Below are 13260 nucleotides of genomic sequence, written 5' to 3' on the forward strand. Positions count from 1 at the left end.
TTTAGCGCGGCATGGTTTGCTGCAAATGTGCTAAGAACTCAGCGGCGTTCATAAAACCGGTCACTCTGGCGGCGGGAACTTCTTTACCCTGCGCATCAAAAAATAGAATAGTCGGTAAGCCCAACACCTTGAGTTCTTTCAACATCGCCGCATGTTCGGCGCTGTTGCTAGTAACATCAGCCTGAATGAGCACAGTATCCACGAGCTGGCGCTGAACATAGCTATCACTGAAGGTATATTTCTCAAACTCTTTACAGGCCACGCACCAGTCGGCATACAAATCCAGCATCACCGGCTTGCCCTGCGCTTGCGCTAATGCAGCCTGTAATTGCGGCAAATTAGCCACTGGCTGGAAGGTTAAGTGTTTGATTTCAATCTGCTGTGTGTTGCCATTAAAAGCCCAATCCTGTAACGGGCGGGCAGCGATTAACAGTGCTGCCAATAGCAACAACTGTAAGGCCCGCGCCCAGCCAGAATGAGCTTTAAGGCTGAGTACAAATGCCCAGCCGAAGAAGGCGATGGCCAGCAGGCTCCATAAACGCAAGCCCCAGACATCACCCAGTACTCTTTCCAGCAGAAATACCGGCAGCGCCAGAATCACAAAGCCGAAAGCTTCTTTGACATATTGCATCCATGGGCCGCTACGTGGGATCAGTTTGTTGCCAAACAGCGTTACAACTACCAGTGGAATACCCATACCTAACGCATACAAATACAACGTACCGCCACCGGCCAACATATTTCCGCTTTGCGCGATATACAGCAAAATGGCGCTGAGGGGCGCGGTGGTGCACGGCGAGCAAATCAGGCCCGCCAGTGCGCCCATGGCAAAGACACCGGCCAGCGAGCCGCCACGTTGGCTGCTACTCCACTGCACCAACCGGGTTTGCAGTGACGAGGGCAGTTGCAGCGAATAGAGGCCAAACATCGATAGCGCTAATAATACGAACAGCACCGATAGCCCAATCAACACATACGGGTGTTGCAGTGCGGCCTGAAATTGTAAGCCAGCCGCCGCCACCACCAAACCGAGCAAGGTATAGGTCAACGCCATGCCCTGCACGTACACCACCGCCAGTATCAATATTCGCCGCTGGCTGTGGGGCTTTTCACGGCCAAGAATAATGGCGGAAATCAGCGGATACATTGGCAATACGCAGGGGGTAAAGGCGATGCCGATACCAATTAACAGCGCCCATAGTGGTGAGAAGGGTAATTCAGCCGGTATGGGCGCGCTTTCTTGGCGGGGCTGTGCCGTGCCCTGTGGGTTAACGGCGGCGGTTGCAGAGCTTGCGATAACGGCATTAAGCGGCACCACCCGTACTTCTGGCGGGTAACAGAAACCAGCTTCGGCGCAGCCCTGATAGGTGACACTGACACTCGCGCCTTCCGCAGCCTGCGAAATCGGGATTTTCAGCACGAGCTGCTGTTTGAAAATCGCCACTTCACCGTAGAACTCATCATGATGCGCAATACCCTCTGGCAGAGTAAATTCCCCGAGAGTGGCGTGCTGTGGCACAATTTTTATTTGCTGGCGATACAGATAATAGTCGGGATGAATCTGCCAACTCAGTGTGAGCTGGTCGCCTTGTTGGCGAAAATCAAAGGCAAACGCCCTATCGACCGGAAGAAACCGGCTCTGGCTGCTTTTTTGGCCAAGAGAGGAGCTCTCACCAAATAGTGAAGCCTGTGCGCTGTGCGGTGCGAATAAAGCACTGCACAGCAGCAGAATCAGAGTAATGAAGCGTTGAGCCATGACAGGTAATCTTTATCTCCGCCCCGAACCGGCAGCACCAGTAATTCCGGTGTCTGGTAAGGGTGATGTTGTTTGATGTAACTGAGAAGGGCTTGCTGATGATCTGTATCGCTCTTAAACAAGAGTTGCACTTCATACTCTTGCTGGAGCTTACCTTCCCAATAGTAAATCGAGGTTGCACCGGGCAACAGCGTGGCACAGGCGGCCAATTTCTCACCCAGAACCTGCGCGGCTAAATCTTGCGCGCTGGCTTCATCAGGGGCGGTGCACAATACCACAATTGCATCACAATCAGACATCTTAACCTCATCGGTCGCGCGGCTTATATGACGAAGCGGAGCGTAACGTGCTGAATATACGCGTTACCTGAATACTTGCCTGAATACTATAGCGCGAAGCGTGGGCAGGTCAGAAGATGATTTATGTAACAGTGAGATGGATTCGATGAAAGTTGCCAATGAGCGTTGTAGAGGAAGATTGTTGATGTGAGTGGGGCGCAAATGAATTGCGCCCCGAAACGCTTACAGAACCAGACTGCCCATCACAAAGCCGAAGCAAACGGCCAGCGCCACCCCGATGGTGCCAGGGATGAAGAATGGATGGTTAAACACGAAACGACCAATACGCGTGGTACCAGTGTCATCCATTTGTACCGCGGCTACCAATGTTGGGTAGGTTGGCAGAATAAACAGACCAGACACCGCCGCGAAAGAAGCAATGGCTGCCAGTGGTGACACGTTCAGGGCCATTGCCATTGGCATCAACGCCTTGGCAGTTGCAGCCTGAGAGTACAACAGTGCAGAACAGAAGAAGAAGATAACGGCCAGCAACCATGAGTGGGCCTGAATCAGGCTACCCGCAGTTTCTTTAATCCACTCCAGGTTGTGCTGTACAAAGGTATCACCTAACCAGGCTACACCCAGGATACAGATACAGGCACTCATACCGGCTTTGAAGGTGCTGGAGTTCAGGATTGAATCGGTATCAACCGAGCATACCAGCGTAGTGATAGTTGCCACACTCAGCATGATGATCAGGATGGCGTTAGTGGTATTCATCAGCGGAGTTGCAACCAGACCGACACTTGGGCTGTTGATAATCGCGTAGGCAACCACACAAAGAACGCCGGCCAGGAACAGCAGCACTGACGTTTTAGCCCGTGGCTTGATAACTTTTACAGTGTCGCCACGCAGTGTTACTAAACCTTCTTCCAAGCGTTTGATATAGATAGGGTCATCAGACAGTTTGGAGTTAAAGCACAAGGATACGATCAGCGACATCACCAGCACCGCACACAGGGTAGAGGGGATGACTATCATCAGCAGATGCAGATAGCTAACGCCATGACCTTCCATAACGGAAGACATGTAAACCACTGCCGCAGAAATCGGTGAGGCAGTAATGGCTATCTGTGCGGAGACCACTGCTGTGGACAGAGGGCGGCAAGGTTTAATGCCTTGCTCTTTCGCCACTTCTGCAATCACGGGCAGTGCTGAAAGAGAAATGTTACCTGTCCCGGCAAAGATGGTCAGAAAATAAGTCACCAGCGGAGCAAGAATGGTGATGTGTTTTGGATTCTTACGCAGTAACTTTTCAGTTTGCTGTACCAGATAATCCATACCGCCCGCTACCTGCATCGCAGAGATTGCAGCAATAACGGCCATAATAATTGAGATAACATCGAACGGAATGCTACCGGGTTTAACGCCAATCATGGCTAAAACCAAAACACCGATGCCGCCTGCAAAACCGATACCGATACCACCTAATCTGGCCCCTAAAAAAATGGCCAGCAGGACGATGACTAACTCTACGGCTATCATAGTGTTTACTCCTTGATCCAAATGAAAAATTAAAGTTAAAAAATTGTGTTTGCCAGAAAGTAAAAAGGCACGCCGTCCAGAGGAGCATGCGTGCCTTTCAGGGCTACCGGATGATTATTTTATTGTTCATTTTCATCGGTATAACGTTTCGCTTTATAAGCCGGATGCATTAGGTTCTCAACAGAGAAAATGTCGTCCAGCTCAGCTTCAGTCAACAAGCCGCGTTCCAGAACAACTTCCCGCACATTTTTACCGGTTTCTGCACAGATTTTACCCACGATGTCACCATTATGGTGGCCAATGAATGGGTTGAGATAGGTGACGATACCGATGGAGTTAAAGACGTAACGTTCGCAGACCTCTTTGTTGGCAGTAATACCGTTAATGCATTTTTCCAACAGGTTATAACAGGCGTTTGTCAGGATATGGATAGACTCAAACATAGCCTGACCAATCACTGGCTCCATAACGTTCAACTGGAGTTGGCCTGCTTCGGCCGCCATAGTAATGCAAGTGTCGTTACCGATCACCTTAAAACAAACCTGGTTAACGACTTCAGGGATAACCGGGTTAACTTTGGCCGGCATGATTGAAGAACCTGCCTGTAATTCTGGCAGATTGATTTCATTCAGGCCAGTACGTGGGCCAGATGACAGCAAACGTAAGTCGTTGCAGATTTTTGACATCTTAACGGCCAGGCGTTTTAGCGCACTGTGCACCATCACGTAAGCGCCACAGTCAGAGGTAGCTTCGATCAGGTCTTCCGCCGGAACACAAGCCAAGCCACTGATTTCAGATAATTTCTGTATTGCTAACTGTGAGTAGCCTTCTGGTGTGTTCAGCGCAGTACCGATAGCGGTGGCACCCAGGTTAACTTCCAGCAGCAATTCTGCGGTACGTTGCAGGTTCTTGGTTTCTTCTTTTAATAAGATAGCAAAGGCTTTGAATTCCTGACCCAGCGTCATTGGCACCGCATCCTGTAACTGAGTACGGCCCATTTTCAGGATTTTTTCGAATTCTTTGGATTTTCTTTCGAAACCTTCTTTTAACTGATCAATCGCCTCGATCAACTTCATGATGGAAGTATAAACCGCAATGCGGAAACCGGTTGGGTAGGCATCGTTGGTGGATTGGCATTTGTTCAGATGGTCGTTAGGGTTAAGGTATTGATACTCTCCCTTCTGGTGGCCCATCAGCTCCAGACCGATATTGGCCAGAACTTCGTTGGTGTTCATGTTTAAAGAGGTACCGGCGCCGCCTTGGAACACGTCAACCGGGAACTGATCCATACACTTCCCTTTATCCAGAACTTCATCACATGCCTGAATAATGATATCCGCGATTTTGCGTGGGATAGTGTGTAGCTCTTTGTTCGCCATTGCCGCTGCTTTTTTTACCATGACCATGCCGCGTACAAACTCTGGAACATCACTGATTTTGCTGTTACTGATATAGAAGTTTTCAATCGCACGCAGGGTATGAACACCGTAGTAAGCCTCTGCGGGGACTTCTCGTGTACCTAACAGGTCTTCTTCAATACGAATGTTATTTGACATGAGAACCTTCTCTATTGTGCTGTCTTGTTTTGTATTTGTTAATTTAATAATGCCGCCGTGAGCAATATGATGCCGCTATGAACCTTTAGTGCGGAAAGATTAACCACTCATCTTCTTGCTGACAGGATCATATGCTGCTTAGCGACAAAAAGCCTTGAACTGAGATCACTATATGGTCGGAATTAATCGAGATGATCTGATATCTGTGATTCTTCTCACAGTTAGATTAATTAGTAATAAAAGTATGGCTGCAACTTGAAAATAGAGCCAACCATCACCATTTTACTGTAGTCGACCCACGTTGAAGGGGGAGCTGACGCTGCAATCCGCTAATCGAGGGAAAATGGCGTGTTAGCATCAGCCGGGTCAAGGTTTTCATGGTATCTGTCAGGCAGGTTTACCTGATGAGGGATACTGAATGATTGGAATAAGGAGAATGCGGTGCGTTGGTTACCGTTAGCGCTGATATTTTTATTGGCATATATAGAAATATCGATATTTATCAAGGTTGCAGCCGTATTGGGTGTGTTGGTTACCCTGCTGTTGGTGATCCTTAGCTCCTGTGTGGGGATCTCTCTGGTGCGTAACCAGGGGATAAAAACCTTTATGCAGATGCAGCAAAAACTGGCTGCCGGGGAAAGTCCGGCGGTGGAGATGGTTAAAAGTGTATCGCTGATCCTGGCTGGCTTCTTGCTGTTGATCCCCGGCTTCTTCACCGACTTCCTCGGTTTGTTGCTGTTATTACCACCGATTCAAAAATCGTTAACGCTAAAACTGATGCCACATCTGAATATTTATCGTGGTGGCGGTTTTACTCACAATGGTACTGGCCCAATGGGCGGTGGCAATACCTTTGATGGTGAGTTTCAGCGCAAAGCTGATGACCACTTCACCGTAGAGCATCATCCCGATGAGGATGATAAACCTACAGATAATCGTTTCAAAGATGAGAAGTAAGTTGTGGGCTTATTCTAATGGCCTGTTTATTAATCATAAATTTATAAAGTAAATCACAGGGCTTTCTGTGGTGGGTAGGCAACCGGGGGATGAGAATCTTCCTGCTCAGGGTGAAAAAAAGTGAAATTTTTTTTGTCGCCTCCCTTGAAGGGATGAGAGGCTGCCCCCACTTAGAATGTCACGGTATCGGTTATGAAGGCATACCGATATTAATCCTAAATCTGATACGGACCTTCTCATAGGAGAGCTATCAATGAAAATTCGTCCATTGCATGACCGCGTTATCGTCAAGCGCAAAGAAGTTGAATCCAAATCTGCTGGCGGCATCGTTCTGACTGGCACTGCAGCGGGTAAATCTACTCGTGGTGAAGTACTGGCAGTCGGCAATGGTCGCATCCTGGATAACGGCGAAATCAAGCCGCTGGATGTGAAAGTAGGCGACGTCGTTATTTTCAACGATGGTTACGGCGTGAAGTCAGAGAAGATCGACCATGAAGAAGTGTTGATCATGTCCGAAAGCGACATTCTGGCAATTGTTGAAGCGTAATTCACGCTCTCTAATCTTCTGAACTGAACGAGTTAAGGGAAATACCAATGGCAGCTAAAGACGTAAAATTCGGTAACGACGCACGCATCAAAATGCTACGCGGCGTAAACATCCTTGCTGATGCAGTGAAAGTGACCCTGGGCCCGAAAGGCCGTAACGTAGTTCTGGACAAGTCTTTTGGCTCTCCAACTATCACCAAAGATGGTGTTTCAGTTGCGCGTGAGATCGAACTGGAAGACAAGTTTGAGAACATGGGTGCACAGATGGTTAAAGAAGTTGCCTCTAAAGCGAATGACGCTGCGGGTGACGGTACCACTACTGCAACTGTATTGGCTCAATCCATTATCACTGAAGGCCTGAAAGCAGTTGCGGCCGGCATGAACCCAATGGACCTGAAGCGCGGTATCGACAAAGCAGTTATCGCTGCTGTTGAAGAGCTGAAAAAACTGTCTGTACCTTGCTCTGATTCTAAAGCTATCGCTCAGGTAGGGACTATCTCTGCCAACTCTGACTCCACCGTAGGTGAGCTTATCGCTCAAGCGATGGAAAAGGTCGGTAAAGAAGGCGTTATCACCGTTGAAGAAGGTTCAGGCCTGCAAGACGAGCTGGACGTAGTTGAAGGTATGCAGTTCGACCGTGGTTACCTGTCTCCTTACTTCATCAATAAACCAGAAACCGGTTCTATTGAACTTGAAAGCCCATTCATCCTGCTGGCTGACAAGAAAATCTCTAACATCCGTGAAATGCTGCCAGTGCTGGAAGCGGTAGCGAAAGCCGGTAAACCACTGCTGATTGTCGCAGAAGACGTTGAAGGCGAAGCCCTGGCGACTCTGGTGGTTAACACCATGCGCGGTATTGTTAAAGTTGCAGCGGTTAAAGCACCTGGCTTCGGCGACCGTCGTAAAGCTATGCTGCAAGACATCGCGACACTGACTGGTGGTACTGTTATCTCTGAAGAGATCGGTCTGGAACTGGAAAAAACCACTCTGGAAGATCTGGGTCAGGCAAAACGCGTTGTTATCAATAAAGACACCACTATCATCATCGATGGCGTAGGCGACGAAGCGTCAATCCAGGGTCGTGTTACTCAGATCCGTCAGCAAATTGAAGATGCGACTTCTGACTACGACAAAGAAAAACTGCAAGAGCGTGTCGCTAAACTGGCTGGCGGCGTTGCCGTTATCAAAGTTGGTGCCGCAACTGAAGTTGAAATGAAAGAGAAGAAAGCACGCGTTGAAGATGCTCTGCACGCAACCCGTGCGGCAGTAGAAGAAGGCGTAGTGGCTGGTGGTGGTGTTGCACTGATTCGTGCTGCATCTGCTATCACTAAATCGGGTCTGAAAGGTGATAACGAAGACCAGAACGTCGGTATCAAAGTTGCTCTGCGTGCGATGGAATCTCCACTGCGTCAGATAGTGGTTAACGCCGGTGAAGAAGCCTCTGTTATCGCGAACAACGTTAAAGCGGGTTCAGGTAGCTACGGCTACAACGCTTATACTGAAGAATACGGCGACATGATCGCGATGGGTATCTTGGATCCAACTAAAGTGACTCGTTCTGCTCTGCAGTACGCAGCCTCTATTGCTGGTCTGATGATCACTACCGAGTGCATGATCACTGACCTGCCACGTGATGACAAAGGCGGTGATATGGGCGCTGGCGGCATGGGTGGTATGGGCGGCATGGGCGGCATGATGTAATGCTGCCAACCTTTGAGCTGCCATTAGATTGGTAGCAAAAGGGACAAGCTGTTGATGAAAGCGAGTGGGGTGACCTGCTCGCTTTTGTTTTATCTATTGCCACCAAAATCTGCCATAACGCTACTCCGTGTTATCCTATACTCAGTCTTTTCTGGTTCAAATTTCGTAACCAACCATCATAAAAGCGGTTTTATTTCATTCAGTGTGATGATTGCAGGACTTTTTTTAGTCGTGGCAGTAATTTAATGTGTAAACTGTTAATCATTAACCATCAGGCTCGACATCGAGTATTTGGATAATTTCGGCAACGGATGCCTAAGCGGCAGCGGTGCTTTCTGGTAATCTTTAGCGTGATTCTCAACTTCGAATGGGGAAAAAAATGCGGATTAAAGTGTTACTTGGCCTTTCAGCAGCGCTGTTGCTGGCGGGTTGTAGCTCCACTAACCAATTAAGTTCGGCGGGTGAGCAAGTTAAATTCTCTGATACCAAGCCTGGTGCTGAATGTCAGTTGGTCGGCCAGGTGGCTGGTACTCAGAGTAACTGGTTCTCAGGTGGTGGCGGTGAAAGCAGTTCTATGCGTGGGGCAGCAAATGACCTACGTAATAAAGCAGCAGCAATGGGCGGCAACGTAATTTACGGTGCTACCAGCCCGAGCGAAACCTTCTTATCAAGCTTTGCACCACTAGATAGCAAAATGGTTGGTGAAGTTTATAAGTGCCCTTGATAGCTCAAGCAATAATTTAAATAAAGCAGGGGATGCCATGGCATCCCCTGTTTGTTACAGCCGTCATCTTTCAAGTTACAGATGTGTTGGCTGCACTCGTTACTCGGCCCATCCATGGGCCTCGCCTCTACAAGGCCGCTGCAAGCCGCGTTCAAATCTGCTCCCGGCAGATTTATCACCCGAATTATTCATCCTGCATCAATCGGAGATCCAGCGGGGTCTTGCTCGGTTGACCGCCGATTTCCCGTGCTAAACGGGGAACCAAATAGCCGGATACGCGGCTTAGCAGGCCTTTCATTAATAGCCGTGCTTCGTCATCATCGACCATAAAGTGAGCCGCACCTTGCACTTTATCCAGTACATGAATGTAGTAAGGCAGAATACCAGCATCAAACAAGGCATTGCTTAATGTTGCCAATACCTCGGCATCATCATTGACCCCTCGCAACAGCACACTCTGATTTAAGAGGGTTACACCCGCCCGTTTGAGCTGTGCCATACTGTCCCGCAAAGGCTGATCGATTTCATTGGCGTGGTTTATATGTGTAACCATCAGCACTTGTAATCGAGAATCACCCAGCCGCTGACATAGCGCCGCAGTGATACGGTCAGGGATAACCACCGGTAACCGGGTATGGATGCGTAAGCGCTTGATGTGAGCTATGTTTTCCAGCTCATCCAGCAACCAACTGAGCTCGTGGTCTTTCGCCATGAGTGGGTCACCGCCGGAAAAGATGATCTCGTCTAGCTCTGGGTGCTGGCGGATATAATCCAGTGCCTGATGCCAATTGGCTTTGTTGCCTTGGTTATCCTGATAAGGGAAATGGCGGCGGAAACAATAGCGGCAATTGACGGCACAGCCGCCTTTTACCAGCAGCAGTGCGCGGTTGCGATACTTGTGCAACAAGCCGGGTACGACGCTGCGTTGTTCATCAAGTGGGTCATTGGTAAAACCGGGTACTGCGATAAACTCTTCGCGTGCGGTCAGCACCTGAAGCAATAATGGGTCAGACGGATCTCCCTGCCGCATACGCGCAACAAAAGCGCGAGGTACTCTGAGAGGGAATAAACGACGAGCCTCAATACCTTGTTGCAGGTTAGGGTGTTCATTTAAGGAAAGAATTCTTAGCAATTCGGCCGGATCAGTAATTACATCGGCGAGTTGTTGCAACCAATCTTCTCTAATTGGCATGTTTCGGGTTACAATACTTGCCATTTTTTAGGCTTAACTACCAGTTTCTTGAGGACCATTATGGCCACTTATTATAGCAACGATTTTCGTCCCGGTCTTAAAATCATGTTCGAGGGCGAGCCTTACGCAGTTGAAGCCAGCGAGTTCGTAAAACCAGGCAAAGGCCAAGCTTTTGCTCGTGTTAAAATGCGCCGCCTGCTGACCGGTTCACGCGTTGAAAAAACCTTTAAATCTACTGACTCAGCCGAAGGCGCAGACGTTAACGATTTGAACCTGACTTACCTGTACAACGACGGTGAGTTCTGGCACTTCATGAATAACGAGACTTACGAGCAGTTGCAAGCTGATGCCAAAGCCATTGGCGATAACGACAAATGGCTGATTGATCAGGCTGAATGTATCGTGACTCTGTGGAATGGTCAGCCTATCGCTGTCAGCCCACCAAACTTTGTTGAACTCGAAATCACTGACACTGACCCTGGTCTAAAAGGTGACACTGCCGGTACCGGTGGTAAGCCTGCAACTCTGAGTACCGGTGCCGTAGTCAAAGTGCCATTATTCGTACAGGTTGGCGAAGTTATCAAAGTTGATACCCGCTCTGGCGAATATGTTTCTCGCGTTAAGTAAGTCTTAATAAATAAGATACGCTGGGAATGAAAGAAAACCGCTTAAACGCGGTTTTCTGCTATCTGGGCCTGTCGGATGTGGGTTTTATCGATAGCGCACTGTTGTGCTGTTAATTGAGTCGGAAAAAGTGCAATGCTGTTTTTTTGACTATCCTTATAAGGTGAGTAAGCCAAATGCCCTATAAGGAGCCTTTATAATGTTGAAGAAAAGCATCGCCATTATTTTTTCATTGTTGGTTATCTCTTCATTGAGTGCCTGCAACACCACGAAAGGTGTTGGCAAAGATGTTCAAAGTGCAGGTAGTGCGATTGAACGTAGCGCTGAATAAACGTCTGTTTATATTCTTAACGGCGGCGATTGCCGCCGGATTTGTTTTTGATCGGTCATAATATTGCTGCTTATTATTTAGCATGATAACGTATCCTTCTTACCTTTCTGCTGTTCGGGACGACCTGGGCACGCATCTGTTTTTCGGGGACGACCCCGCCTGAGCGAGGTGGTTACCATGGCTTGGATTATTCTGGTTATTGCTGGTTTATTAGAAGTTATTTGGGCTATTGGCCTGAAGTATTCTCATGGTTTTACGCGGCTGACACCCAGTGTTATCACTCTGGTGGCGATGGCCGCCAGTGTCTTTTTACTGGCCTATGCCATGAAAACGTTGCCGGCAGGCACGGCCTATGCGGTTTGGACCGGTATTGGTGCGATAGGTACTGCTATTTTAGGTATTGCACTGCTTGGGGAGTCTGCCAGTTTGGCGCGGGTGTTTAGCTTGGGGCTGATTTTGGCCGGAATTATCGGCTTGAAGTTGGCGTCATAACAGGTAGGGGCCTTTAGCGCTTTCGAAATGAAAAGCAGATCGGGTTATAGTTCGATCTGCTGTTACAGATTGAAGGCTAAAACACAGCATTATTACTTGTTAATCTCTGCGCTCGGCCCTTCCTGCTTAACCCATATCAACTGATCAACCGGGAAACCATAATTCCTCGCTACGGCAACCAAGCGATCGCGGGTCTGAGTATCAATCGTTGGCGTACGGGATAAAATCCACAAATAATCCCGATTAGGGCCGGCAATTAAGGCATGCTGATATTTATCATCTAAATCAATGACATTATAGCCACCATAGAAAGGTCCAAAGAATGACACTTTAAGCGAGGCTTGTTGGGGGGAACCAATAAAATAGGCTTTGCCGATACTCTCCTGCCATTGCTGCTTCTGCGGGTTATAACCCCGGTTAATGACTTTTACACCACCATCATCTCGGGGCGTGTAATTAGCGGTGACCCTCTCCAATCCACGTTCAAAAGAGTGGTCCAACCGGGCTATTTCATACCAGGTGCCGAGGTAGCGAGGGAGTTGGAAGTTATCAACCACTTTCACGTCTTTAGGCGGGGTCACGCTACAGGCGACCGAAAGCAGAGTTGCAGTTAATACGGATAGTTTTGACCACAGGCGCATTGGCGTTCCTTAGTTTTCTGATAATTACTCTATGGTTGAGAATAGCTATCAGTTATCAGGGGCGCAAATAGATGAATCTGAGTTATTAGCTGAGTGCGGAAAAAAACGGCCCGCTAAAGAGCAGGCCGCAGATCAGGCATGAATAATTACAGCGTCAGGACACCGATGATAGTGACCACACTCAGAATGGCTGCCAGACCATAGAATACCCATTTCCCGGCAGGGACATGGATTTTCAAATCATGCATGGCGTGATGGATACGGTGTAAACCGCACCACAGTGGCAGAATAATCATCAGCAGCAGGAAGACCCGGCCAATGAAACTCTGACAGAATGCCAGAATACGCTCATAACTCAACGCATCACCAGGGAAGGCACCCAGCGGCAGCAAAATGGCAACCAGCAGAATTACCGCCGGTGCAATGATTGCACTCCACATACCACCCGCGCCAAACAGACCCCAGAAGATAGGTTCATCGGAGCGTTTAGGGACTTGATTCATCTTGTTCTCCTCCGAGTTAGAGTAAGGCAACGGCCAGAATAATCGCGGTAGCCACGACAGTCACAACCCACAGTGCCTTGATAATTGGCTCTGGACCCATTTTTTCGCTATTAACGATAATATTGGCGGCTTTCGGTGCCAGTTCAAACCAGGTTTTGGTATGCAGCACAGCGGCCAATAACGTAATAATATTGAAAAGTAACACCAGTGGGTTTTGCAGGAAACCAACGAAGCCTTCCCACCCCGCCGGGCCACTTTTCAACGCGAACACGCCGTAAATCAACAGAACACTGAACCATACTGTCGGAATCGATGTGCCTTCGCGCACCATATAAAAGCGGTAGAAACCGAGCTTCTGCCACCAGTTTGGGGCCATGGTGCGGACATAAGCTTTACGTTTAGTAGTCATTACTG

Annotated in this window: 15 protein-coding genes; 7 read left to right on the forward strand and 8 right to left on the reverse strand. The window is 48.6% G+C overall.

Annotated features, from left to right (window positions below):
• Position 1: 1 nt before the first annotated feature.
• The 4 genes from V1956_RS04350 to aspA all read right to left on the reverse strand — a co-directional run bounded on the left by V1956_RS04350 (position 2) and on the right by aspA (position 5135).
• Positions 2 to 1756 carry a protein-disulfide reductase DsbD gene (locus tag V1956_RS04350; RefSeq protein WP_372557808.1) on the reverse strand — a complete coding sequence of 585 codons (1755 nt, stop codon included), beginning with the start codon at positions 1754 to 1756 and terminating at the stop codon, positions 2 to 4.
• The gene (gene cutA / locus V1956_RS04355) at positions 1732 to 2055 is read right to left on the reverse strand and encodes a divalent cation tolerance protein CutA (protein WP_420071543.1); all 324 of its coding nucleotides are present in this window, start codon (positions 2053 to 2055) and stop codon (positions 1732 to 1734) included. The genes V1956_RS04350 and cutA overlap by 25 nt, the downstream gene beginning before the upstream one ends.
• 222 nt (positions 2056 to 2277) lie before the next feature.
• Positions 2278 to 3579: an anaerobic C4-dicarboxylate transporter gene (locus tag V1956_RS04360; protein WP_083161011.1), complete on the reverse strand. Its 1302-nt coding sequence runs from the start codon at positions 3577 to 3579 to the stop codon at positions 2278 to 2280.
• A 119-nt stretch (positions 3580 to 3698) separates the two neighbouring features.
• A complete protein-coding gene (aspA, locus tag V1956_RS04365) occupies positions 3699 to 5135 on the reverse strand; it encodes an aspartate ammonia-lyase (RefSeq protein ID WP_372557810.1) in 1437 nt (478 codons plus the stop codon).
• Between the two features lie 441 nt (positions 5136 to 5576).
• Between aspA and V1956_RS04370 the strand changes: the two genes are divergently transcribed.
• The 4 genes from V1956_RS04370 to V1956_RS04385 all read left to right on the forward strand — a co-directional run bounded on the left by V1956_RS04370 (position 5577) and on the right by V1956_RS04385 (position 9063).
• Positions 5577 to 6092: an FxsA family protein gene (locus tag V1956_RS04370; protein ID WP_442824844.1), complete on the forward strand. Its 516-nt coding sequence runs from the start codon at positions 5577 to 5579 to the stop codon at positions 6090 to 6092.
• A 253-nt stretch (positions 6093 to 6345) separates the two neighbouring features.
• Positions 6346 to 6639: a co-chaperone GroES gene (locus V1956_RS04375; RefSeq protein WP_048618980.1), complete on the forward strand. Its 294-nt coding sequence runs from the start codon at positions 6346 to 6348 to the stop codon at positions 6637 to 6639.
• Between the two features lie 47 nt (positions 6640 to 6686).
• Positions 6687 to 8339 carry a chaperonin GroEL gene (gene groL, locus V1956_RS04380; protein ID WP_083161005.1) on the forward strand — a complete coding sequence of 551 codons (1653 nt, stop codon included), beginning with the start codon at positions 6687 to 6689 and terminating at the stop codon, positions 8337 to 8339.
• A 379-nt stretch (positions 8340 to 8718) separates the two neighbouring features.
• The gene (locus V1956_RS04385) at positions 8719 to 9063 is read left to right on the forward strand and encodes a DUF4156 domain-containing protein (protein WP_032906818.1); all 345 of its coding nucleotides are present in this window, start codon (positions 8719 to 8721) and stop codon (positions 9061 to 9063) included.
• A gap of 184 nt (positions 9064 to 9247) precedes the next feature.
• Here V1956_RS04385 and epmB read toward each other — a convergent pair whose 3' ends face one another.
• Entirely contained in the window at positions 9248 to 10279 is a 1032-nt protein-coding gene (gene epmB / locus V1956_RS04390; protein WP_372557812.1) for an EF-P beta-lysylation protein EpmB, read from the reverse strand.
• A gap of 36 nt (positions 10280 to 10315) precedes the next feature.
• Between epmB and efp the strand changes: the two genes are divergently transcribed.
• The 3 genes from efp to sugE all read left to right on the forward strand — a co-directional run bounded on the left by efp (position 10316) and on the right by sugE (position 11702).
• On the forward strand, positions 10316 to 10882 hold the full coding sequence (gene efp, locus V1956_RS04395) for an elongation factor P (protein ID WP_083161001.1): 567 nt from the start codon (positions 10316 to 10318) through the stop codon (positions 10880 to 10882).
• Between the two features lie 196 nt (positions 10883 to 11078).
• Positions 11079 to 11210, forward strand: coding sequence for an entericidin A/B family lipoprotein (locus V1956_RS04400; RefSeq protein ID WP_004392446.1), 132 nt, complete (start codon positions 11079 to 11081; stop codon positions 11208 to 11210).
• A 177-nt stretch (positions 11211 to 11387) separates the two neighbouring features.
• Complete coding sequence (gene sugE, locus V1956_RS04405; RefSeq protein ID WP_050085676.1) at positions 11388 to 11702, forward strand: quaternary ammonium compound efflux SMR transporter SugE; 315 nt, start codon at positions 11388 to 11390, stop codon at positions 11700 to 11702.
• Positions 11703 to 11794: 92 nt separating this feature from the next.
• Here the strand turns inward: sugE and blc are convergent, their stop codons facing one another.
• The 3 genes from blc to frdC form a co-directional block, all read right to left on the reverse strand.
• A complete protein-coding gene (blc, locus tag V1956_RS04410; RefSeq protein WP_420071542.1) occupies positions 11795 to 12343 on the reverse strand; it encodes an outer membrane lipoprotein Blc in 549 nt (182 codons plus the stop codon).
• Between the two features lie 146 nt (positions 12344 to 12489).
• Positions 12490 to 12846 (reverse strand): fumarate reductase subunit FrdD, encoded by a 357-nt coding sequence (gene frdD / locus V1956_RS04415; protein ID WP_372557814.1) that lies wholly within the window; start codon positions 12844 to 12846, stop codon positions 12490 to 12492.
• Positions 12847 to 12862: 16 nt separating this feature from the next.
• The gene (frdC, locus tag V1956_RS04420; protein ID WP_372557815.1) at positions 12863 to 13255 is read right to left on the reverse strand and encodes a fumarate reductase subunit FrdC; all 393 of its coding nucleotides are present in this window, start codon (positions 13253 to 13255) and stop codon (positions 12863 to 12865) included.
• Positions 13256 to 13260 lie beyond the last annotated feature (5 nt).

The organism is Yersinia sp. 2540 StPb PI, from assembly GCF_052217165.1.
Lineage (GTDB): Bacteria > Pseudomonadota > Gammaproteobacteria > Enterobacterales > Enterobacteriaceae > Yersinia > Yersinia enterocolitica_E.

Coding starts and splice junctions, on each gene's coding strand:
- V1956_RS04350 (WP_372557808.1), bottom strand. CDS start 1,756: ATGGCTCAACGCTTCATTACTCTGATTCTGCTGCTGTGCAGTGCTTTA.
- cutA (WP_420071543.1), bottom strand. CDS start 2,055: ATGTCTGATTGTGATGCAATTGTGGTATTGTGCACCGCCCCTGATGAA.
- V1956_RS04360 (WP_083161011.1), bottom strand. CDS start 3,579: ATGATAGCCGTAGAGTTAGTCATCGTCCTGCTGGCCATTTTTTTAGGG.
- aspA (WP_372557810.1), bottom strand. CDS start 5,135: ATGTCAAATAACATTCGTATTGAAGAAGACCTGTTAGGTACACGAGAA.
- V1956_RS04375 (WP_048618980.1), top strand. CDS start 6,346: ATGAAAATTCGTCCATTGCATGACCGCGTTATCGTCAAGCGCAAAGAA.
- groL (WP_083161005.1), top strand. CDS start 6,687: ATGGCAGCTAAAGACGTAAAATTCGGTAACGACGCACGCATCAAAATG.
- V1956_RS04385 (WP_032906818.1), top strand. CDS start 8,719: ATGCGGATTAAAGTGTTACTTGGCCTTTCAGCAGCGCTGTTGCTGGCG.
- epmB (WP_372557812.1), bottom strand. CDS start 10,279: ATGGCAAGTATTGTAACCCGAAACATGCCAATTAGAGAAGATTGGTTG.
- efp (WP_083161001.1), top strand. CDS start 10,316: ATGGCCACTTATTATAGCAACGATTTTCGTCCCGGTCTTAAAATCATG.
- V1956_RS04400 (WP_004392446.1), top strand. CDS start 11,079: ATGTTGAAGAAAAGCATCGCCATTATTTTTTCATTGTTGGTTATCTCT.
- sugE (WP_050085676.1), top strand. CDS start 11,388: ATGGCTTGGATTATTCTGGTTATTGCTGGTTTATTAGAAGTTATTTGG.
- blc (WP_420071542.1), bottom strand. CDS start 12,343: ATGCGCCTGTGGTCAAAACTATCCGTATTAACTGCAACTCTGCTTTCG.
- frdD (WP_372557814.1), bottom strand. CDS start 12,846: ATGAATCAAGTCCCTAAACGCTCCGATGAACCTATCTTCTGGGGTCTG.
- frdC (WP_372557815.1), bottom strand. CDS start 13,255: ATGACTACTAAACGTAAAGCTTATGTCCGCACCATGGCCCCAAACTGG.